This is a genomic window from Citrobacter europaeus (genome assembly GCA_020099315.1).
Lineage (GTDB): Bacteria > Pseudomonadota > Gammaproteobacteria > Enterobacterales > Enterobacteriaceae > Citrobacter > Citrobacter europaeus.
Genome location: CP083650.1, coordinates 303,832 through 323,889, shown reverse-complemented (window position 1 = coordinate 323,889; position 20,058 = coordinate 303,832). Strand labels below are relative to the sequence as shown.

The 20,058-nt window shown below is 51.2% G+C and carries 22 protein-coding genes; 12 read left to right on the top strand and 10 right to left on the bottom strand.

Features of this window, described 5'->3' with window-relative positions:
- Positions 1-177: 177 nt before the first annotated feature.
- Entirely contained in the window at positions 178-1,155 is a 978-nt protein-coding gene (epmA, locus tag LA337_01525) for an elongation factor P--(R)-beta-lysine ligase (GenBank protein UBI16410.1), read from the bottom strand.
- Between the two features lie 324 nt (positions 1,156-1,479).
- Here epmA and frdA point away from each other — a divergent pair, with 324 nt between their 5' ends.
- Genes frdA through frdD form a run of 4 tightly spaced genes read left to right on the top strand, consistent with a single transcriptional unit; the run spans position 1,480 to position 4,770 of the window.
- Complete coding sequence (gene frdA / locus LA337_01520) at positions 1,480-3,270, top strand: fumarate reductase (quinol) flavoprotein subunit (protein ID UBI16409.1); 1,791 nt, start codon at positions 1,480-1,482, stop codon at positions 3,268-3,270.
- Positions 3,263-3,997, top strand: coding sequence for a fumarate reductase iron-sulfur protein (gene frdB, locus LA337_01515; GenBank protein ID UBI16408.1), 735 nt, complete (start codon positions 3,263-3,265; stop codon positions 3,995-3,997). The genes frdA and frdB overlap by 8 nt, the downstream gene beginning before the upstream one ends.
- Before the next feature lie 10 nt (positions 3,998-4,007).
- Positions 4,008-4,403, top strand: coding sequence for a fumarate reductase subunit FrdC (gene frdC, locus LA337_01510; GenBank protein ID UBI16407.1), 396 nt, complete (start codon positions 4,008-4,010; stop codon positions 4,401-4,403).
- A 10-nt stretch (positions 4,404-4,413) separates the two neighbouring features.
- Positions 4,414-4,770, top strand: a complete 357-nt coding sequence (gene frdD / locus LA337_01505) for a fumarate reductase subunit FrdD (protein UBI16406.1) — start codon at positions 4,414-4,416, stop codon at positions 4,768-4,770.
- A gap of 40 nt (positions 4,771-4,810) precedes the next feature.
- On the opposite strand, the gene ampR is transcribed toward frdD, so the two are convergent.
- Positions 4,811-5,686, bottom strand: coding sequence for a LysR family transcriptional regulator AmpR (ampR, locus tag LA337_01500; protein ID UBI16405.1), 876 nt, complete (start codon positions 5,684-5,686; stop codon positions 4,811-4,813).
- Between the two features lie 131 nt (positions 5,687-5,817).
- On the opposite strand from ampR, the gene blaCMY reads away from it, so the two are divergent.
- Both blaCMY and LA337_01490 read left to right on the top strand, forming a co-directional pair.
- On the top strand, positions 5,818-6,963 hold the full coding sequence (gene blaCMY, locus LA337_01495; GenBank protein ID UBI16404.1) for a CMY-2 family class C beta-lactamase: 1,146 nt from the start codon (positions 5,818-5,820) through the stop codon (positions 6,961-6,963).
- Between the two features lie 93 nt (positions 6,964-7,056).
- Positions 7,057-7,590, top strand: coding sequence for a lipocalin family protein (locus LA337_01490; GenBank protein UBI16403.1), 534 nt, complete (start codon positions 7,057-7,059; stop codon positions 7,588-7,590).
- On the opposite strand, the gene sugE is transcribed toward LA337_01490, so the two are convergent.
- Positions 7,587-7,904, bottom strand: coding sequence for a quaternary ammonium compound efflux SMR transporter SugE (gene sugE, locus LA337_01485; GenBank protein UBI16402.1), 318 nt, complete (start codon positions 7,902-7,904; stop codon positions 7,587-7,589). The genes LA337_01490 and sugE overlap by 4 nt on opposite strands.
- Before the next feature lie 256 nt (positions 7,905-8,160).
- On the opposite strand from sugE, the gene LA337_01480 reads away from it, so the two are divergent.
- Positions 8,161-8,760: a LuxR C-terminal-related transcriptional regulator gene (locus LA337_01480; GenBank protein ID UBI16401.1), complete on the top strand. Its 600-nt coding sequence runs from the start codon at positions 8,161-8,163 to the stop codon at positions 8,758-8,760.
- A gap of 29 nt (positions 8,761-8,789) precedes the next feature.
- Here LA337_01480 and ecnB read toward each other — a convergent pair whose 3' ends face one another.
- From ecnB to efp, 3 genes are all read right to left on the bottom strand, one after another.
- Positions 8,790-8,936 (bottom strand): lipoprotein toxin entericidin B, encoded by a 147-nt coding sequence (gene ecnB, locus LA337_01475; protein ID UBI16400.1) that lies wholly within the window; start codon positions 8,934-8,936, stop codon positions 8,790-8,792.
- 107 nt (positions 8,937-9,043) lie between these two features.
- A complete protein-coding gene (gene ecnA / locus LA337_01470) occupies positions 9,044-9,178 on the bottom strand; it encodes a lipoprotein antitoxin entericidin A (GenBank protein ID UBI16399.1) in 135 nt (44 codons plus the stop codon).
- 57 nt (positions 9,179-9,235) lie between these two features.
- On the bottom strand, positions 9,236-9,802 hold the full coding sequence (gene efp, locus LA337_01465) for an elongation factor P (GenBank protein ID UBI16398.1): 567 nt from the start codon (positions 9,800-9,802) through the stop codon (positions 9,236-9,238).
- Between the two features lie 41 nt (positions 9,803-9,843).
- Here efp and epmB point away from each other — a divergent pair, with 41 nt between their 5' ends.
- Together epmB and LA337_01455 are read left to right on the top strand one after the other, a co-directional pair.
- Positions 9,844-10,872 carry an EF-P beta-lysylation protein EpmB gene (gene epmB / locus LA337_01460; GenBank protein UBI16397.1) on the top strand — a complete coding sequence of 343 codons (1,029 nt, stop codon included), beginning with the start codon at positions 9,844-9,846 and terminating at the stop codon, positions 10,870-10,872.
- 183 nt (positions 10,873-11,055) lie between these two features.
- Positions 11,056-11,919, top strand: coding sequence for a YjeJ family protein (locus LA337_01455; GenBank protein ID UBI16396.1), 864 nt, complete (start codon positions 11,056-11,058; stop codon positions 11,917-11,919).
- Positions 11,920-12,098: 179 nt separating this feature from the next.
- On the opposite strand, the gene LA337_01450 is transcribed toward LA337_01455, so the two are convergent.
- The 3 genes from LA337_01450 to LA337_01440 all read right to left on the bottom strand — a co-directional run bounded on the left by LA337_01450 (position 12,099) and on the right by LA337_01440 (position 14,688).
- Entirely contained in the window at positions 12,099-12,452 is a 354-nt protein-coding gene (locus tag LA337_01450) for a DUF4156 domain-containing protein (protein UBI16395.1), read from the bottom strand.
- 252 nt (positions 12,453-12,704) lie between these two features.
- A complete protein-coding gene (gene groL / locus LA337_01445) occupies positions 12,705-14,351 on the bottom strand; it encodes a chaperonin GroEL (protein ID UBI16394.1) in 1,647 nt (548 codons plus the stop codon).
- A gap of 43 nt (positions 14,352-14,394) precedes the next feature.
- The gene (locus tag LA337_01440; GenBank protein UBI16393.1) at positions 14,395-14,688 is read right to left on the bottom strand and encodes a co-chaperone GroES; all 294 of its coding nucleotides are present in this window, start codon (positions 14,686-14,688) and stop codon (positions 14,395-14,397) included.
- 274 nt (positions 14,689-14,962) lie between these two features.
- Between LA337_01440 and yjeH the strand changes: the two genes are divergently transcribed.
- The gene (gene yjeH / locus LA337_01435; protein UBI16392.1) at positions 14,963-16,228 is read left to right on the top strand and encodes an L-methionine/branched-chain amino acid transporter; all 1,266 of its coding nucleotides are present in this window, start codon (positions 14,963-14,965) and stop codon (positions 16,226-16,228) included.
- 60 nt (positions 16,229-16,288) lie between these two features.
- On the opposite strand, the gene fxsA is transcribed toward yjeH, so the two are convergent.
- Positions 16,289-16,768, bottom strand: a complete 480-nt coding sequence (gene fxsA / locus LA337_01430; GenBank protein UBI16391.1) for a membrane protein FxsA — start codon at positions 16,766-16,768, stop codon at positions 16,289-16,291.
- A gap of 338 nt (positions 16,769-17,106) precedes the next feature.
- On the opposite strand from fxsA, the gene aspA reads away from it, so the two are divergent.
- Positions 17,107-18,543: an aspartate ammonia-lyase gene (gene aspA, locus LA337_01425; protein UBI16390.1), complete on the top strand. Its 1,437-nt coding sequence runs from the start codon at positions 17,107-17,109 to the stop codon at positions 18,541-18,543.
- A gap of 115 nt (positions 18,544-18,658) precedes the next feature.
- The gene (gene dcuA / locus LA337_01420) at positions 18,659-19,960 is read left to right on the top strand and encodes an anaerobic C4-dicarboxylate transporter DcuA (GenBank protein UBI16389.1); all 1,302 of its coding nucleotides are present in this window, start codon (positions 18,659-18,661) and stop codon (positions 19,958-19,960) included.
- Positions 19,961-20,058 lie beyond the last annotated feature (98 nt).

The following is a 20,058-nucleotide window of genomic DNA, read 5'->3' as shown; positions in this document are numbered from 1 at the left end:
CCGCTCACCGATTGGCACTGATCTCTTTGCAGAGTTCAGCGATAGAAAAATCAACACAGAATTGATACCTGAACGATACCAAATATCCAGGAGTAAATTGTGGCTATTAGAGGGGAAATGAAAAAATATGCTACAAAGTGGCTATTTTGCCGCCACTTTGTATTACAGAAGCGTAAGTTATGCGCGATCGACGGTGAATGCGATAACCTCGGCCAGGCTCTCTGCGCCCAGCGCCAGCATCACCAGACGGTCAACGCCCAGCGCCACGCCAGAGCAATCCGGCATGCCCACTTTTAACGCTTCAAGCAGATTGGTATCAATAGGCTGCTGCGGCAAGCCACGAGCGGCACGTTTGCGGTTATCCTGTTCAAACCGTTGCTGCTGTTCGCGCGCGTCGGTCAGTTCATGGAAACCATTCGCCAGCTCAATACCTTTATAGTAAACCTCGAAACGTTCAGCCACGCGATGATCTTCGGTGCTGATTTGTGCCAGTGATGCCTGGCTGGCCGGGAAATGATACACAAACGTCGGTTTGTCTTTACCAATATGCGGCTCAACGCCCATCGTAAACAGCAGCTGCAGCAAGGTGTCCCGGTCTTCTTCGGTATCTGCGATATTGCTGAGATCCAGCTTCGCCGCCACTTCCCGCAGTTGGGTTTTATCCGCAGACAGCGGGTCTATCTCCAGATGACGCTGGAAGGCTTGCTGGTAAGAGAGGCTTTCCGCAGGCGAACAGTCCAGCACCTGCTGGAGTAAATCGTCCACCTCATTCATCAGCCGATACATATCGTAGTGCGGACGATACCACTCAAGCATGGTGAATTCAGGGTTATGATGGCGCCCCATCTCTTCATTACGGAAGCTGCGGCACAGTTGATACACCGGGCCGCACCCTGCCACCAGCAAGCGCTTCATATGGTATTCCGGGCTGGTCATTAAATAGAGATTCATTCCCTGGGAATGTCCAGGGCCGACGAAACGCGTTTCGAACGGGAACAGATGAATGTCCGTTACCGTTGCCTGACTCATACAAGGGGTCTCAACCTCAAGCACGCCACGATCGGCAAAAAAGCGGCGAATCTCCGCTATAATTGCAGCACGTTTTAACAGATTGGGGATGGACGCGCTCGGCTGCCAGGTTGCCGTTTCGCTCATGTTTGTTTCTCCGATTTAAGACAAGGGCACGAAGTCTACTCGTATCGCGTTAACGAGACAAATTTCGCGCAGCAGTAATCAGCGCTGGCAATAGGATAAAAAAAGCGACGGGGGGTGGTTTAGTAATTAAATTAATCAAATTCAATGATAATTCCCCCCTTAGATACGCTAAAAAAATCGAACACGTCAAATTTCCCGCACATCCCTAAGACTATACTATTGTACCTATAAAGGAGCAGTGGAAACGCGTTCATAACCTGTTTGAAGCCGATGAAGCATCTGATTTCAGGCAGGAATGAAATAACAACAATCTGGAGGAATGTCGTGCAAACCTTTCAAGCCGATCTTGCCATTATAGGCGCCGGTGGCGCGGGATTACGTGCTGCAATTGCTGCCGCACAAGCAAATCCCAACGCTAAAATCGCACTGATCTCAAAAGTGTACCCAATGCGCAGCCATACCGTTGCTGCCGAAGGCGGCTCTGCTGCTGTCGCGCAGGATCATGACAGCTTTGACTACCATTTTCACGATACGGTAGCAGGCGGAGACTGGCTGTGTGAGCAGGATGTCGTGGATTACTTTGTCCACCACTGCCCAACTGAAATGACGCAACTGGAACAATGGGGCTGCCCATGGAGCCGTCGTGAAGACGGTAGCGTCAACGTGCGTCGCTTCGGCGGTATGAAAATCGAGCGTACCTGGTTTGCCGCGGATAAAACCGGCTTCCATATGTTGCATACGCTGTTCCAGACATCTTTGCAGTTCCCGCAGATTCAGCGTTTTGACGAACACTTCGTTCTGGATATCCTGGTTGACGATGGTCATGCTCGCGGCCTGGTTGCCATGAACATGATGGAAGGCACGCTGATGCAAATCCGTGCTAACGCAGTCGTGATGGCAACGGGCGGCGCAGGTCGTGTTTACCGTTACAACACCAACGGCGGCATCGTAACCGGCGACGGTATGGGCATGGCGCTGAGCCACGGCGTTCCGCTGCGTGATATGGAATTCGTTCAGTATCACCCGACGGGTCTGCCAGGCTCCGGTATCCTGATGACGGAAGGCTGCCGTGGTGAAGGCGGTATCCTGGTCAACAAAAACGGCTACCGTTATCTGCAAGACTACGGCATGGGTCCGGAAACTCCGCTGGGCGAGCCGAAAAACAAATACATGGAACTCGGTCCGCGCGACAAAGTATCTCAGGCTTTCTGGCACGAATGGCGCAAAGGCAACACCATTTCCACTCCGCGTGGCGATGTGGTTTACCTCGACCTGCGTCATCTCGGCGAGAAAAAACTGCTCGAACGTTTACCGTTCATCTGCGAACTGGCGAAAGCCTACGTGGGTGTCGATCCGGTTAAAGAACCGATCCCGGTACGTCCGACCGCGCACTACACCATGGGCGGTATCGAAACCGATCAGCACTGTGAAACCCGCATTAAAGGTCTGTTCGCTGTCGGCGAATGTTCCTCTGTTGGTCTGCATGGCGCTAACCGTCTGGGTTCTAACTCCCTGGCAGAACTGGTGGTCTTCGGTCGTATGGCCGGTGAACAGGCTGCAGAACGCGCTGCAACGGCTGGCGCAGCAAACAGCGCCGCGCTCGATGCGCAGGTTGCTGGCGTTGAAAAACGTCTGAAAGATCTGGTTAACCAGGAAGGTAACGAAAACTGGTCTAAGATCCGTGACGAAATGGGCCTGTCCATGGAAGAAGGTTGCGGTATCTACCGTACGCCGGAACTCATGCAGAAAACCGTTGATAAGCTGGCGGAACTGCAGGAACGCTTCAAGCGCGTACGTATCACTGATACCTCCAGCGTCTTCAACACCGACCTGCTGTACACCATCGAACTGGGTCACGGTCTGAACGTTGCAGAATGTATGGCTCACTCTGCTCTGGCGCGTAAAGAATCCCGCGGCGCGCACCAGCGTCTGGATGAAGGCTGCACCGAGCGTGACGATGTGAACTTCCTCAAACACACCCTCGCCTTCCGCGATGCTGACGGCACGACTCGTCTGGAATACAGCGACGTGAAAATCACCACTCTGCCACCGGCTAAACGTGTTTACGGTGGCGAAGCGGAAGCAGCCGATAAGAAGGAGAAGGCGAATGGCTGAGATGAAAAACCTGAAAGTTGAGGTGGTGCGCTATAACCCGGAAACCGATACCGCGCCGCACAGTGCTTTCTACGAAGTTCCTTATGATGAAACCACGTCGCTGCTGGATGCGCTGGGCTACATCAAGGATAACCTGGCACCGGATCTGAGCTACCGCTGGTCCTGCCGTATGGCAATCTGTGGCTCCTGCGGCATGATGGTCAACAATGTACCGAAACTGGCGTGCAAAACCTTCCTGCGTGATTACACAAACGGCATGAAGGTTGAAGCGCTGGGCAACTTCCCGATTGAGCGCGATCTGATCGTCGACATGACGCACTTTATCGAAAGCCTGGAAGCGATCAAACCGTACATCATCGGTAACCCGCGTACACCGGATCAGGGTCCAAACACCCAAACTCCGGCGCAGATGGCGAAGTATCATCAGTTCTCCGGTTGCATCAACTGTGGTCTGTGCTACGCCGCGTGCCCGCAGTTCGGCCTGAACCCAGAGTTCATTGGACCGGCTGCGATTACGCTGGCGCATCGCTACAACGAAGATAGCCGCGACCACGGTAAGAAGGAGCGTATGGCTCAGTTGAACAGCCCGAACGGCGTCTGGACCTGTACTTTCGTGGGCTACTGCTCCGAAGTCTGCCCGAAACACGTCGATCCGGCTGCGGCCATTCAGCAGGGTAAAGTTGAAAGTTCAAAAGACTTTCTTATCGCTACCCTGAAACCACGCTAAGGAGTGCACGATGACGACTAAACGCAAAGCCTATGTGCGGCCAATGACGTCCACCTGGTGGAAAAAGCTGCCATTTTATCGTTTTTACATGCTGCGTGAAGGCACGGCAGTTCCGGCAGTCTGGTTCAGCATTGAACTGATTATCGGCCTGTTTGCACTCAAGCATGGTGCAGAGTCCTGGATGGGCTTTGTCGCCTTTTTGCAAAACCCGGTGGTGGTAATCCTTAATATTATCGCCCTGGCTGCAGCGCTGCTGCATACCAAAACCTGGTTTGAGCTGGCGCCAAAAGCGGCCAACATCATCGTAAAAGACGAAAAAATGGGGCCAGAGCCGATCATCAAAGGTCTCTGGGCAGTCACTGTGGTTGCGACAGTAGTAATACTGTTTGTTGCCCTGTTCTGGTAAGGAGTCCGGAATGATTAATCCAAATCCAAAACGCTCTGACGAACCCGTATTCTGGGGCCTGTTTGGTGCAGGCGGTATGTGGAGCGCTATCATTGCGCCGGTGATGATCCTGCTGGTAGGCATTATGCTGCCGCTGGGCTTTGTTCCTGATGCTTTCAGCTATGAACGCGTACTGGCATTCGCGCAGAGCTTCATCGGACGTGCGTTTCTGTTCCTGATGATCGTTCTGCCGCTGTGGTGCGGTTTACACCGTATGCACCACGCGATGCATGACCTGAAAATCCACGTGCCTGCTGGCAAATGGGTATTCTACGGACTGGCAGCTATCCTGACCGTTGTAACGGCTATTGGTATTCTGACCATCTAATCGCATGCGTAATTATCAGGCCCGCCATTGGCGGGCCTTTTTATTGGTGCAGCACCCCGGTTAACCAACGGGAAAATTCGCGCATCGCGGGTGTCTCCGGACGAGATTGCAAACGCGTCATCCAGTAGCTCCCCAGATCAATCTGCGTTAAAAACGGCTGAACGATACGTTCACTGCCAAGCAAGTGCCTGAACATTCTGACCGGTGCAATTGCCACACCGATCCCCGCCTGCGCGGCTTCCAGCATGGTGACGGACGAGTCAAACACCACCACGTTGTGCGTCGGTGACGGAGGCGCTTCTCCGGCGGCCTGCATCCAAAGCGTCCATTCATCACGTCGATACGATCGCAATAACGGAAATTTCAGGATGTCCGCTGGCGCTTTAATCTGCGAGGCCAACGTTGGCGAACACAGCGGAGACATCGGCGCGCTACACAAATATTGCGCGTCGGTATCGTGCCAGGCTCCCCCTCCGTAGCGAATGGTATAATCCAGCCCTTCGGCGGCGGGATCCACACGATTATTGTGGGTGGAAATATGTAAATCAATATGCGGGCAGTTGCGCTTAAAATCGCTCAGCAGCGGGAAAAGACAGCCGACCGCAAAAGTCCCCACTACGCCAATTTTAAGTTTTTCCTGAGTCTGTTTTGTGGCAAAACGATCCAGCATCCCGGCCATACGATCGAAAGAGTCATTAAGTACAGGTAACAGACTCTCTCCTTCAGTCGTCAGCATTAATCCTCGAGAGCCACGCACAAAAAGCTGACAATTCAGCTGTTGCTCCAGCGCTTTTACATGCTGGCTGATGGCAGAATGCGTCACATTGAGTTCAATCGCAGCGCGGGTAAAACTAAGATGTCTGGCCGCTGCTTCAAAAGCCCGCAGCGAGTTTAGGGGGATATAGCTACGCGTCATTATCTGGCCTGTTAGAAAAACTTATACCTGCTGCTAAATTTAACCGTTTGTCAACACGATGCAAATCAAACACACTGATTGCGTCTGACGGGCCCGGACACCCTTACGCTTTTAATGACGGAAAAAATTTCATGATGAAAAAATCGATATGCTGCGCGCTGCTGCTGACAGCCTCTTTTTCCACCTTTGCCGCCGCAAAAACAGAACAACAAATTGCCGATATCGTTAACCGCACCATCACACCGCTGATGCAGGAGCAGGCTATTCCGGGTATGGCTGTTGCGATTATCTACCAGGGAAAACCTTATTACTTTACCTGGGGTAAAGCTGATATCGCCAATAACCGTCCAGTCACTCAGCAAACGCTGTTTGAACTCGGCTCGGTCAGTAAAACGTTCAACGGCGTGCTGGCCGGCGATGCTATCGCTCGCGGCGAAATCAAGCTCAGCGATCCGGTCACGCAATACTGGCCTGAGCTGACGGGTAAGCAGTGGCAGGATATCAGCCTGCTGCACTTAGCGACCTACACGGCAGGCGGCCTGCCGCTTCAGGTTCCCGACGACGTCACGGATAAAGCCGCCTTACTGCGTTTTTATCAAAACTGGCAGCCACAATGGGCCCCGGGCGCTAAACGTCTTTACGCTAACTCCAGCATTGGTCTGTTTGGCGCACTGGCGGTGAAACCTTCGGGCATGAGCTACGAAGAGGCGATGACCACCCGCGTCCTGCAGCCCTTAAAACTGGCGCATACATGGATTACGGTTCCACAAAGCGAACAAAAAGATTATGCATGGGGCTATCGCGAAGGAAAGCCTGTGCATGTATCCCCTGGCCAACTTGATGCCGAAGCCTATGGGGTAAAATCAAGCGTTGTCGATATGACCCGCTGGGTCCAGGCCAACATGGATGCCAGCCAGGTTCAGGAGAAAACGCTCCAGCAGGGAATCAAGCTTGCGCAGTCACGTTACTGGCGTATTGGCGATATGTACCAGGGTCTGGGCTGGGAGATGCTGAACTGGCCGCTGAAAGCCGACTCGATAATTAACGGTAGCGACAGCAAAGTGGCGCTGGCAGCGCTTCCCGCCGTTGAGGTAAACCCGCCCGCGCCTGCTGTGAAAGCATCATGGGTGCATAAAACGGGCTCCACTGGCGGATTCGGCAGCTACGTTGCTTTCGTTCCAGAAAAAAACCTTGGCATTGTGATGCTGGCAAACAAGAGCTATCCAAACCCTGCTCGCGTCGAGGCCGCCTGGCGCATTCTTGAAAAACTGCAGTAACGAATAAGGAGGCCCGGGATATCGGGCTTCCTTTCTTTCTCTTTTTTTCCTGCTGTCATCTACACTTAACAAAAATCCAGCAAGGAAAATCTTATGCGCATTCTGCCCGTCGTTGCTGCAGTTACGGCTGCATTCCTGGTTGTTGCTTGCAGCTCCCCTACACCGCCGAAAGGCGTTACCGTAGTCAATAACTTTGATGCCAAACGTTATCTGGGCACCTGGTATGAAATAGCGCGTTTCGACCATCGATTCGAACGTGGACTGGAAAAAGTGACCGCCACCTATAGCCTGCGCGACGACGGCGGTATCAACGTGATTAACAAGGGCTATAACCCGGACAGGGGAATGTGGCAGAAAACAGAGGGTAAAGCCTACTTCACCGGCGACCCAAACCGCGCTGCGCTCAAGGTCTCGTTTTTTGGTCCTTTCTATGGTGGCTATAACGTGATTGCCCTCGATCGGGAATATCGTCACGCGTTGGTTTGCGGACCGGATCGCGATTACCTGTGGATCCTTTCACGGACCCCTACTATTTCAGACGAAATGAAACAGCAAATGCTGGCCGTCGCGACCCGGGAAGGGTTTGAAGTGAATAAGCTGATTTGGGTAAAACAGCCCGGCGCTTAGTGGGTGCTCAGCTTCAGACCAATAATGCCGGCAACGATCAGCCCGAGGCTAAGTAAACGCGCCGGGCTGGCAGATTCACCGAGCAGCAAAATTCCTGTAATGGCCGCCCCGACGGCGCCGATACCAGTCCAGACGGCATAGGCGGTTCCTACAGGCAACGTGCGCATTGCCCAGGAGAGCATGGCGATACTGACGATCATCGCCGCAATGGTGATAATGCTTGGCGTCAAACGCGTAAAGCCGTGGGTATATTTCAGGCCAATCGCCCAGACAACTTCGAGCAGACCTGCAATTAATAAAACGATCCAGGACATATCAGGCTCCAGAACAATGGGGCCGTCCCCGGTGAAAGAAGCGTTTGCAGGTCGTCCTGCAAAGCTAATGTGTGAAATGGCATTTTTGCCCGAGAGAAAATGAATTTCAACCTTTTTATTCGTTGCATACTAAAAGCAAGAATTAAGCATAATTAGCGGCGTAGTTCCCGCATTTGGCACTCATCGGAGTTCTCTATGATGAGGGGCTTTCTGAATCCAGGAAGTCGATTGCCTCTCTTCTGAATGCGAAAAGGTTATGCTTAAAATTTTAGTGATTGACCGGTGCCACTTTACCCGTACAGGGATTGAGGCCTTGCTTAATCATTCTGGCAGGTTCAGCTCCTCATTTCTGGTATCAGGGATCAATAATCTCCTGTTAGCAAAAGAGCATATTTTGCAGTGGAAACCGCATCTGGTGATCGCGGATTTATACAGTTTTATCAGCGAGACACACTCCAGTCCGCCAATTAAGCCCTTTTTTATGAGCTGCGGCGTCATCCCACTGATTCTATTGCAATCAGTAGAAAGACAGCACACTTCAACGACTTCCCCTCAATCCGTCGTCCATTCGGTTTTGACCAAGCACACCACGCTGAACGCTCTCTCACACACAATTCAGGAGGCACTACAGCTTCGCCCGCCATTAGAAATAGTCGAAAATGCGACTCCACTGCTTACGCCGCAGGAGGAGAAAGTATTATCGATGTGGATGGATGGGATCAGTAACAATGCGATCGCCGCCGCACTGAGCATTCATGGCAAGACGGTCTACACCTATAAACGGAATATCCGCATTAAACTGCACCTGGGGAACCGCTTCTCACCGTTTCTCTCGCTACCCGGGAAGGGGAATTAACGGTACGACAGGCGTCGTACCGTTCATGATTATTGCTGAGCTTTTGTCGCTGCACCAGAGATTGCGCTACCGCCTTCAGAGATATCCTGCCCAACACCTTTCGTTGTATTGCACGCAGTCAACACTGAAGAAAGAACCAACACAGAAAAGATCGCAGCAATTGTCTTCTTAACCATAACGTCTTCCTTTTCTAGCCAATATTGTTTGTGTATAGCTAATTAATAATAGACAAGATCTGCAAGTGTGATGGATAAACAAGCGTTTTTAAGATTATGAGAGAGGATTAGCTGGCGGCGTGAGAGATTGAATTGCCAAGATGTTTGATGTCTTCACCGAAACCGCGCGCGGTATTACAACCCGTCAGCAGGGTGCTGGTAAATAGGATGAGCATTACAAGACCGAGAAGACGTTTCATCATTCCTGCCCTGGAAAAAGTATGGCGCAGCAACCTGCGCCATAAGATCAAATAGATATCTTATTTTACGCGAGAAACGTATTCGCCGGAGCGAGTATCCACTTTGATCACTTCGCCGATCTGTACGAACAGCGGAACTTTAACGACTGCGCCGGTAGACAGGGTTGCCGGTTTGCCGCCAGTACCAGCGGTATCGCCTTTCAGACCTGGGTCGGTTTCAACGACTTCCAGCTCAACGAAGTTCGGCGGAGTCACGGAGATCGGCTGACCGTTCCACAGGGTCACGATGCATTCAGCCTGGTCCAGCAGCCATTTAGCGTTATCGCCTACCGCTTTCTCGTCTGCAGCCAGCTGTTCGAAAGTGGTGTTATTCATGAAGTGCCAGAACTCACCGTCGCTATACAGGAAGGTCAGGTTCATGTCGGCTACGTCTGCGCCTTCAGCGGAGTCGGTAGACTTGAAGGTTTTCTCTACGCGAGTACCGGTCAGCAGGCGGCGCAGCTTAACGCGCGCAAACGCCTGGCCTTTACCTGGTTTAACGAATTCGCTGGCTTCAACCGCATAAGGTTCGCCGTCCAACATGATTTTAAGACCAGCACGAAAATCGTTGCTATAGTACGTTGCCATAAGGCCCTCTGAAAATTGTTAACTGGTAGCTAAGCCACAAAATGGCGCATATTGTAACCCTAAATACCCCATCCAGAGAAGATTGGTTATCGCAACTTGCCGATGTTGTGACCGATCCCGATGAACTTCTGCATCTTTTGAATATAGACGCAGATGAAAAACTGTTGGCCGGACGCGACGCGAGACGGCTTTTCGCCCTGCGCGTGCCGCGTGCGTTTATTGCGCGCATGGAAAAAGGCAACCCTGACGATCCGCTTTTGCGTCAGGTACTTACCTCCCAGGAAGAGTTTGTTTCCGCCCCCGGCTACTCGACCGATCCACTGGAAGAACAGCACAGCGTGGTTCCCGGTTTGCTGCATAAATATCGCAACCGTGCGCTGCTGTTGGTTAAAGGCGGTTGCGCGGTTAATTGTCGCTATTGCTTCCGCCGCCACTTCCCGTACGCCGAAAACCAGGGCAATAAGCGCAACTGGCAGGTCGCCCTGGACTACATTAGCGCGCATCCTGAGCTGGATGAGATTATCTTCTCCGGTGGCGATCCGTTAATGGCCAAGGACCACGAACTGGACTGGTTGCTCACGCAACTGGAAGCCATCCCGCATGTTAAGCGTCTGCGTATCCACAGCCGTTTACCGATTGTGATCCCAGCTCGCATTACAGAAGGACTGGCCCAGCGCTTTGCGCACTCCTCCTTGCAGATTCTGCTGGTCAATCACATTAACCACGCCAATGAGGTCGATGAGACATTTCGCCTGGCCATGGTCAGACTGCGTATCGCCGGCGTCACGCTACTCAACCAAAGCGTTTTGCTGCGTGGCGTGAACGATAACGCGCAAACGCTGGCTCACCTTAGCAACGCGTTGTTTGATGCGGGTGTGATGCCCTATTACCTGCACGCACTGGACAAAGTGCAGGGTGCCTCCCACTTTATGGTCAGCGACGATGAAGCGCGTCAAATTATGCGCGAACTGCTGACGCTGGTTTCCGGCTATATGGTCCCCAAACTGGCGCGTGAAATTGGCGGAGAGCCAAGTAAAACGCCATTGGATCTGCAGCTACGCCAACAATAGCCTTTATTGAGTGTCCGATTCCGGACACTCAACACGATTACTTATTATTTAAATCCACACAGGTGGAGCCATGCTTTTAATCTGTGCTATTTTAATTAGCGCTGTGCGATTATTCATTCGCAAGTTGTATCAATAAAATCAAATCCAGTACATTAATAAATATATGGTTAGGGAGAACCTGTTATGGCTATAAGTATTAAGGGCATTAATACCGGAGTTATTCACCAAAAGAATGAATTTATTGCTTTGGCATTAAAGATAAAAGAACCCAGAAATAAAGAGTCGTTATTTTTCCTTTCTCCGCTTGGGCTAAGAGACCTGCTTATCGCCCTGGAAAGCAGGCTCTCTGCTAAACATCAGCTTAGCGAAGACGAGCGTGCGCAATATGAGAAGGAATGCGAGAAAGCCGGCAAAAAGATGCACGAAAATATCCCCTTAATTCAAGAGAATGAGTTAAAAAATGCGGATATTAATCGCCGTATTAATTCGCTAATGTTAGTGGATGACAAAGGGGAAAACTTAACATTTTCACTGACACTGCATGATGGGCAAACGTGTGAATTACTGATTAATGAACTTCAGATTCGGGTATTGGCTCATGCTGTTATTCATGCAATAAATAACGCTGGCATGCAGGAATTAGCGTTACGAATCACATCGCTGCTGGATTTCCTGCCGCTGTACGATGTTGATTGCCAGCAAAACGATAATCTGGAATACGATTCTTATACACAACCCGAATGGAAACATAACCTGTTTAATCATTATCTGGCGATTATTTACCGCTATACGGATGATAAAGGAAAAGCCCAGTTCTGTGGTTCGGTAGTAAAAACTCGCGCCGCTTCCGGCAGCAAAGAGGCCGAAGCCATTACTCGCCGTCTGCTCGATTTCAGCCCACGGCTGAAAAAACTTGCTGGTGTACCGTGTCAGGTGTTTGTCAGGACGTTAACGGGTGATAAAGCGCAAAAGCTCAATCAGGATCAGTGCCTGCGCGCGCTGCATCATTTACGCATTCAGTCTGCGCATAAGACTCAGAATGCCTGATGGCGCTACGCTTATCAGGCCTACGATTGCATGAGCCTGTCCAGGCCACTTTATTACACAAAATCATTCAATCTGCATCGCGGCGGCAAGCCAAGAAAATCCCCAGGAGCATAGATAACTATGTGACTGGGGTTTCACAGCGCAGCCAACAAAGAGGCTGGTTGAAGGATGAAGTGTAATCAGTTAGGGCACTTATAAACCTGTCCAATCATCTCGCTGGCGGTAGGAACAAAGCTGGACAGCATTCCCTGTGATGGGCTGCTGACGCCATAAATCACGTTACCGCCCATTGCAGCAGCCTGGTTACGCAGATCGTTTGCTGCGCCACGCATAGAGCCACCCTCTTCGCCGTGCTGGCCAGAAAGCCAGTTGCTTTGCTTACCGGTTGCAGTGCCAATCAGTTGGCACTCTGCGCCAGGCTTGTCTTCGACAAAGCGTACGCTTTGTCCGGCTGAACTCAGTTCGTTGCTGGAGCTACAACCCGCCATCAGTAGCGCGGCACCAACGATCCCTGCTAAATATTTCACGTGCATGTCATTCCCCATAATCAATTAGTTGGACCTTATGTCCGTAGCTGAATCATATACTAAAAAGATGACCAAAAGAAAAACCCCCGGACATTTCTGCCCGAGGGTTTCTCATTTTTCGCGAGATACGTATTTAATCAAATAATTCAAGTTGCAGGCAGGCGGCAAGTTCATGAATCCCCAGGAGCTTACATGAGTAAGTGACTGGGGTGAACGAACGCAGCCAACGAACCTGCGGCTTGAAGTATGAAGATTAAATTACATCATGCCGCCCATTCCACCCATGCCGCCCATACCACCAGCAGCACCTAAGTCAGGCGCATCGCCTTTCGGCAGGTCGGTAACCATGCACTCGGTGGTGATCATCAGACCCGCAACAGAAGCCGCGTACTGCAGAGCAGAACGAGTTACTTTGGTTGGATCCAGAATACCCATGTCGATCATGTTGCCGTATTCTTCAGTTGCAGCGTTGTAACCGTAGTTACCGTCACCGGCTTTCACGGTGTTAGCTACTACAGACGGCTCTTCGCCGCAGTTCAGCACGATTTGACGCAGCGGAGATTCCATTGCGCGCAGCGCAACTTTGATACCCACGTTCTGGTCTTCGTTCTGACCTTTCAGGCCGGCAATTTTAGACGCGACGCGAATCAGCGCAACACCGCCACCAGCAACCACGCCTTCTTCTACCGCAGCACGGGTCGCGTGCAGGGCATCTTCAACGCGGGCTTTTTTCTCTTTCATTTCAACTTCAGTTGCAGCACCAACTTTGATAACTGCCACGCCGCCTGCCAGTTTCGCTACGCGCTCCTGCAGTTTTTCACGGTCGTAGTCGGAAGTTGCTTCTTCGATCTGCTGACGAATCTGAGTCACACGACCCTGGATTGCAGCTTCGTCGCCCACGCCATCGATGATGGTGGTGGTGTCTTTGTTGATAACAACGCGTTTCGCCTGGCCCAGATCTTCCAGAGTTGCTTTTTCCAGCTCCATACCGATCTCTTCAGAGATAACGGTACCACCGGTCAGAGTAGCGATATCCTGCAGCATTGCTTTACGACGGTCGCCGAAGCCAGGTGCTTTAACCGCAGCCACTTTCACGATACCGCGCATGGTGTTAACAACCAGAGTTGCCAGCGCTTCGCCTTCAACATCTTCAGCGATGATCAGCAGCGGTTTACCTGCTTTCGCTACAGCTTCCAGAACCGGCAGCATTTCACGGATGTTGGAGATTTTCTTGTCAGCCAGCAGAATGAACGGGCTTTCCAGTTCTACTGCGCCAGTTTCCGGCTTGTTGATGAAGTAAGGAGACAGGTAGCCACGGTCGAATTGCATACCTTCAACCACGTCCAGTTCGTCCTGCAGACCGGTACCGTCTTCAACGGTGATCACGCCTTCTTTACCGACTTTGTCCATCGCTTCAGCGATCAGTTTACCTACGGTTTCGTCGGAGTTAGCGGAGATGGTACCAACCTGAGCAATAGCTTTAGAGTCGGAGCACGGTACGGACAGCGCTTTCAGTTCTTCAACAGCAGCAGCGACAGCTTTGTCGATACCACGTTTCAGATCCATCGGGTTCATGCCCGCAGCAACGGCTTTCAGACCTTCAGTGATGATGGACTGAGCCAGTACGGTTGCAGTGGTGGTACCGTCGCCTGCAGCGTCGTTCGCTTTAGAGGCAACTTCTTTCACCATCTGCGCACCCATGTTTTCGAACTTGTCTTCCAGTTCGATTTCACGTGCTACGGAAACACCATCTTTAGTGATGGTCGGTGCACCGAAAGATTTATCCAGAACTACGTTACGGCCTTTTGGACCGAGGGTAACTTTCACTGCATCTGCCAGTACGTTTACGCCGCGCAGCATTTTCACACGAGCGTCGTTACCGAATTTTACGTCTTTAGCTGCCATTTTCTCTTTCCCTTAAATTCGTATGTTCAGTGTCGTTCGCGGATTAGGCTTCAACAATTGCCAGGATGTCGCTTTCAGACATGATCAACACTTCTTCATTGTCGATCTTCTCAGATTTAACACCGTAGCCATCGTTGAAAATAACGATATCGCCGACTTTCACGTCCAGCGGCTGTACGGTACCGTTGTCCAGGATGCGACCCTTACCGACAGCGATGATTTCGCCACGAGTTGATTTACCTGCTGCAGAACCGGTCAGTACGATGCCGCCAGCAGATTTTGATTCAACTTCTTTACGTTTGACGATCACACGATCATGTAACGGACGAATACTCATTGATAGCTCTCCTTTGAGAAAGTCTTTATCAGTTATGGGTGACGCCGGCCCGTAAACGGTTTCCCGGCTAGTGACCAGAGAGATGGGGATGGGGTTTTGTCCCTTCAAGGGGGCAAGCGAAAAAAATTTTTTATCAGCAGAAAATCCCGTCAAAACGCCGACGCGCCTCACATTTCATAACGATTTCAGTCGCGTCGTCATAAGCAAATTCGATTGTGATACCATCAAAAATCTGCGCTGTAGCCCGTCATTGGGCATAACCGGATAACAACTTATGAGCGGACTGAAACAAGAGCTGGGACTGGCTCAGGGCGTTGGCCTGTTGTCGACATCATTGTTAGGTACAGGCGTTTTCGCCGTCCCTGCGCTGGCTGCGCTCGTGGCCGGCAACAACAGTTTGTGGGCCTGGCCGGTGCTGATTGTTTTAGTTTTTCCCGTGGCGATCGTCTTTGCCATACTGGGTCGCCATTTTCCCAGCGCGGGCGGCGTGGCGCATTTTGTCGGCATGGCCTTTGGTTCACGGCTGGAGCGCGTCACCGGATGGCTGTTTTTGTCGGTGATTCCCGTCGGCTTGCCTGCGGCATTACATATCGCCGCCGGATTCGGTCAGGCGATGTTTGGCTGGCATGACGAGCAACTGCTGCTGGCAGAGCTCGGTACGCTGGGACTGGTTTGGTATATCGGCTCCCGCGGCGCAAGCTCCAGCGCGAATCTGCAAACGGTCATTGCCGGACTGATTGTTGCCCTCATTGTCGCTATCTGGTGGGCGGGCGATCTGAAGCCTGGCGAAATCCCCTTCCCTGCGATTACCGATATTGAGCTTCCCGGTCTGTTCGCCGCGTTGTCGGTGATGTTTTGGTGTTTTGTCGGCCTTGAAGCGTTTGCCCATCTGGCGTCTGAATTCAAAAATCCGGAGCGAGACTTCCCACGCGCGCTGATGATCGGCCTGCTGCTGGCGGGGTCTGTTTATTGGGCATGTACCGTCGTGGTGCTTCATTTTGGCGCTTACGGTGAGCAAATGGCGGCAGCGGCATCATTGCCTGAAATCGTCGTGCAGCTGTTTGGCGTACAGGCACTGTGGGTGGCCTGCATCATTGGTTATCTGGCCTGTTTTGCCAGCCTCAACATTTATATTCAAAGTTTCGCCCGGCTGGTCTGGTCGCAGGCGCAATATAAGCCGGAGAGTTATCTGGCTCGTCTGTCTCCCCGCCACCTTCCGCGCAATGCGCTAAATGCCGTACTGGGCTGCTGCGTAGTCAGCACCTTGTGCATCTATATGCTGCAAATCAATCTCGATGCGTTAATCGTCTATGCCAACGGCATCTTTATTATGATTTATTTGCTGTGCATGCTGGCGGGATGTCGATTACTGAAAGGGCATTATCGCGCGCTGGCGGTCATTGGCGGTCTGCTGTGTCTGTTGCTGCTGGCGATGGTTGGCTGGAAGAGCCTGTACGCGCTGATTATGCTGGCAGGGCTGTGGCTGTTTTTACCCCGCAGGCCGGATAAGGCAACGTTGACGCCATCATCCGGCATATAAACACTTTTGCCGGATGGCGCTAACGCTTATCCGGCCTACATACTGGCCAGGCTTACAGGGTCAGTCACGGCGATCGTCATCTTTATGATCAAGACGGTTACGATCGTCATCCTTGCGCTGAAATTCGCCATCAAAGGTCTCACCGCCGCCGGTTCCGGCGCTAAACCCCCCGCCCGGCATACGCGAAAAACGCAAATGCGGCAGCAGTTTCATCGTCAGATGTTTTTGTACTGGTGGTAATAAAAGAAGAAGACCGAGAAAATCGGTGAAAAAACCAGGCAGCACCAACAGCAGGCCGGCAATAATCAGCGATACGCTTTTGATCATTTCTGCAGCCGGACTTTCACCAGCCGCCATTTTTTGTTGCATCAGTAAAAAGTTCTTAAATCCCTGATTACGAACCAGAGACATACCGATAACCGACGTAAAAATAACCAAAATCAGCGTCATCAGGACGCCCATCACATGGGCAACCTGAATAAAAATAGATATCTCTATGTAAACATAGAGAAAAATGGCAAGCAATGGTATCCAGCGCAAAGGGATCTCCTGTTAATAACAGCCGTTTTGTTCAACTTCTGTTCGAAAAATTATGTTAATCGCATCGATTCGATATTGTGGTGGTTAGCAAAATTTCAAGTGGCTTGTACACTAATATTTGGGGTTAATCACAAAGGGGTGATCCATTTCACAGAATAATAAATAAGGGGTAAATTCCACGCTTTAAGTGATCCAGATTACGGTAGAAATCCTTAACCAGCATATGATCTCGGGTATCAGACCGATGCAGGGGATAATCGTCGGTCGAGAAACAATCGAAATCACATATATCCTGTGTGTTTAGTCAAATCATTGGCAGCTTGAAAAAGAAGGTTCACATGTTAAACAACATTCGTATCGAAGAAGACTTGTTGGGTACCAGGGAAGTTCCAGCGGACGCTTACTACGGTGTTCACACTCTGAGAGCGATTGAAAACTTCTACATTAGCAACAACAAAATCAGCGACATTCCTGAATTTGTTCGCGGTATGGTAATGGTTAAAAAGGCAGCGGCAATGGCCAACAAAGAGCTGCAAACCATTCCTAAGAGTGTGGCAAATGCCATCATCGCGGCGTGTGATGAAGTCCTGAATAACGGAAAATGCATGGATCAATTCCCGGTAGACGTTTACCAGGGTGGTGCGGGTACCTCCGTCAACATGAACACCAACGAAGTGCTGGCCAATATCGGTCTGGAACTGATGGGTCACCAGAAAGGTGAATATCAGTACCTGAATCCGAACGACCACGTTAACAAATGTCAGTCTACCAACGACGCTTACCCTACTGGCTTCCGTATCGCGGTATACGCTTCCATCATCAAACTGATCGATGCGCTGAACCAACTGCGTGAAGGCTTCGAACAAAAAGCTGTTGAATTCCAGGACATCCTGAAAATGGGCCGTACCCAGCTGCAGGATGCTGTACCGATGACCCTCGGTCAGGAATTCCATGCTTTCAGCATACTGTTGAAAGAAGAAGTGAAAAACATTAGTCGTACCGCTGAGCTGCTGCTGGAAGTTAACCTCGGCGCAACTGCAATCGGTACGGGTCTGAACACGCCGAAAGAGTACTCTCCGCTGGCTGTACAGAAACTGGCTGAAGTCACTGGCTTCGCCTGTGTTCCGGCTGAAGACCTGATTGAAGCGACTTCTGACTGCGGCGCATACGTTATGGTGCACGGCGCGCTGAAACGTCTGGCTGTTAAGATGTCCAAAATCTGTAACGACCTGCGTTTGCTCTCCTCTGGCCCACGTGCCGGCCTGAATGAAATCAACCTGCCAGAACTGCAGGCTGGTTCCTCTATCATGCCAGCAAAAGTGAACCCGGTTGTTCCGGAAGTCGTAAACCAGGTTTGCTTTAAAGTCATCGGTAACGACATCACTGTTACCATGGCATCTGAAGCTGGTCAGCTGCAGTTGAACGTAATGGAACCGGTCATTGGCCAGGCAATGTTTGAATCCATTCACATTCTGAGCAACGCTTGCTACAACCTGCTGGAAAAATGCGTTAGTGGTATCACTGCTAACAAAGAAGTCTGTGAAGCGTTTGTATTCAACTCCATCGGCATCGTTACTTACCTCAACCCGTTCATCGGTCACCACAACGGCGACATCGTCGGTAAAATTTGTGCCGAAACAGGTAAGAGCGTACGTGAAGTTGTCCTGGAACGCGGTCTGTTGACCGAGTCTGAACTGGACGATATCTTCTCTGCACAGAACCTGATGCACCCTGCTTATAAAGCAAAACGTTATACTGATGAAAGCGAACAGTAATCGTGTAGGGTAGTACCGGAGAAGGCACGTCATGATGACGTGCCTTTTTTCTTACTCGAAGTTACTTAAAAACAACAATTTAATATCAACTTGTTAAACAACAAGGAAGGCTAATATGATAGTTTTAGAACTTATCATCGTTTTGCTGGCAATCTTTTTAGGTGCCAGACTTGGGGGTATCGGTATTGGATTTGCAGGTGGGCTGGGTGTTCTGGTTCTTGCCGCTATAGGCGTAAAACCGGGTAATATTCCGTTCGACGTTATTTCCATTATCATGGCGGTTATCGCTGCCATCTCTGCTATGCAGATTGCAGGTGGTCTGGACTATCTGGTTCATCAAACTGAAAAGCTGCTGCGTAAAAACCCGAAATACATCACGATCCTTGCCCCCATCGTGACCTATTTCCTGACTATCTTTGCCGGTACCGGCAACATCTCTCTGGCAACTCTGCCGGTTATCGCTGAAGTCGCGAAGGAACAAGGTATCAAGCCTTGCCGTCCGCTCTCCACCGCAGTAGTTTCTGCACAGATTGCGATTACGGCATCGCCAATCTCCGCAGCCGTGGTTTACATGTCTTCCGTCATGGAAGGTCATGGCATCAGCTATATTCACCTGCTGTCCGTGGTCATTCCGTCCACCCTGCTGGCCGTTCTGGTGATGTCCTTCCTGATCACCGCACTGTTCAACTCCAAACTGTCTGACGACCCGATTTATCGTAAGCGTCTGGAAGAAGGCCTGGTTGAACTGCGCGGTGAAAGACAAGTTGAAATCAAAGCTGGCGCGAAAACCTCCGTTTGGCTGTTCCTGCTGGGCGTGGTTTGCGTCGTTGTATACGCCATCATCAACAGCCCAAGCCTTGGCCTGGTCGCTAAACCGCTGATGAACACCACCAACGCAATCCTGATCATCATGCTGAGCGTCGCGACGCTGACGACGATCGTCTGCCGCGTTGAAACTGACTCCATCCTGAACTCCAGCACCTTCAAAGCCGGTATGAGCGCCTGTATTTGTATCCTGGGTGTTGCATGGCTGGGTGATACCTTCGTATCTCACAACATTGACTGGATCAAAGATACTGCAGGTAGCGTAATTCAGGGTCATCCGTGGCTGCTGGCTGTCATCTTCTTCTTTGCTTCTGCGCTGTTGTACTCTCAGGCTGCAACCGCTAAAGCACTGATGCCGATGGCTCTGGCTCTGAACGTTTCCCCTCTGACTGCTGTTGCATCTTTCGCAGCGGTTTCTGGCCTGTTCATTCTGCCAACTTACCCAACTCTGGTTGCGGCGGTTCAGATGGATGACACCGGTACAACCCGCATCGGTAAATTCGTCTTTAACCATCCGTTCTTCATCCCAGGTACTCTGGGTGTGGTTCTGGCTGTCTGCTTCGGCTTCTTGCTGGGCAGCTTCATGCTGTAAGACTTCACTGCAGGGTGCCTTCGCGCCCTGCAGTTCCTCTTCTTCATCACCCCCGCTTTAGCTAACATCCTTCCCTCGTCCGTTGTATAGTGACCACT

Bases quoted from the DNA above. Each gene is read 5' to 3' on its own strand.
- epmA (UBI16410.1), bottom strand. From the start codon at position 1,155: ATGAGCGAAACGGCAACCTGGCAGCCGAGCGCGTCCATCCCCAATCTG.
- frdB (UBI16408.1), top strand. From the start codon at position 3,263: ATGGCTGAGATGAAAAACCTGAAAGTTGAGGTGGTGCGCTATAACCCG.
- frdC (UBI16407.1), top strand. From the start codon at position 4,008: ATGACGACTAAACGCAAAGCCTATGTGCGGCCAATGACGTCCACCTGG.
- frdD (UBI16406.1), top strand. From the start codon at position 4,414: ATGATTAATCCAAATCCAAAACGCTCTGACGAACCCGTATTCTGGGGC.
- ampR (UBI16405.1), bottom strand. From the start codon at position 5,686: ATGACGCGTAGCTATATCCCCCTAAACTCGCTGCGGGCTTTTGAAGCA.
- blaCMY (UBI16404.1), top strand. From the start codon at position 5,818: ATGATGAAAAAATCGATATGCTGCGCGCTGCTGCTGACAGCCTCTTTT.
- LA337_01490 (UBI16403.1), top strand. From the start codon at position 7,057: ATGCGCATTCTGCCCGTCGTTGCTGCAGTTACGGCTGCATTCCTGGTT.
- sugE (UBI16402.1), bottom strand. From the start codon at position 7,904: ATGTCCTGGATCGTTTTATTAATTGCAGGTCTGCTCGAAGTTGTCTGG.
- LA337_01480 (UBI16401.1), top strand. From the start codon at position 8,161: ATGCTTAAAATTTTAGTGATTGACCGGTGCCACTTTACCCGTACAGGG.
- ecnB (UBI16400.1), bottom strand. From the start codon at position 8,936: ATGGTTAAGAAGACAATTGCTGCGATCTTTTCTGTGTTGGTTCTTTCT.
- ecnA (UBI16399.1), bottom strand. From the start codon at position 9,178: ATGATGAAACGTCTTCTCGGTCTTGTAATGCTCATCCTATTTACCAGC.
- efp (UBI16398.1), bottom strand. From the start codon at position 9,802: ATGGCAACGTACTATAGCAACGATTTTCGTGCTGGTCTTAAAATCATG.
- epmB (UBI16397.1), top strand. From the start codon at position 9,844: ATGGCGCATATTGTAACCCTAAATACCCCATCCAGAGAAGATTGGTTA.
- LA337_01455 (UBI16396.1), top strand. From the start codon at position 11,056: ATGGCTATAAGTATTAAGGGCATTAATACCGGAGTTATTCACCAAAAG.
- LA337_01450 (UBI16395.1), bottom strand. From the start codon at position 12,452: ATGCACGTGAAATATTTAGCAGGGATCGTTGGTGCCGCGCTACTGATG.
- groL (UBI16394.1), bottom strand. From the start codon at position 14,351: ATGGCAGCTAAAGACGTAAAATTCGGTAACGACGCTCGTGTGAAAATG.
- LA337_01440 (UBI16393.1), bottom strand. From the start codon at position 14,688: ATGAGTATTCGTCCGTTACATGATCGTGTGATCGTCAAACGTAAAGAA.
- yjeH (UBI16392.1), top strand. From the start codon at position 14,963: ATGAGCGGACTGAAACAAGAGCTGGGACTGGCTCAGGGCGTTGGCCTG.
- aspA (UBI16390.1), top strand. From the start codon at position 17,107: ATGTTAAACAACATTCGTATCGAAGAAGACTTGTTGGGTACCAGGGAA.
- dcuA (UBI16389.1), top strand. From the start codon at position 18,659: ATGATAGTTTTAGAACTTATCATCGTTTTGCTGGCAATCTTTTTAGGT.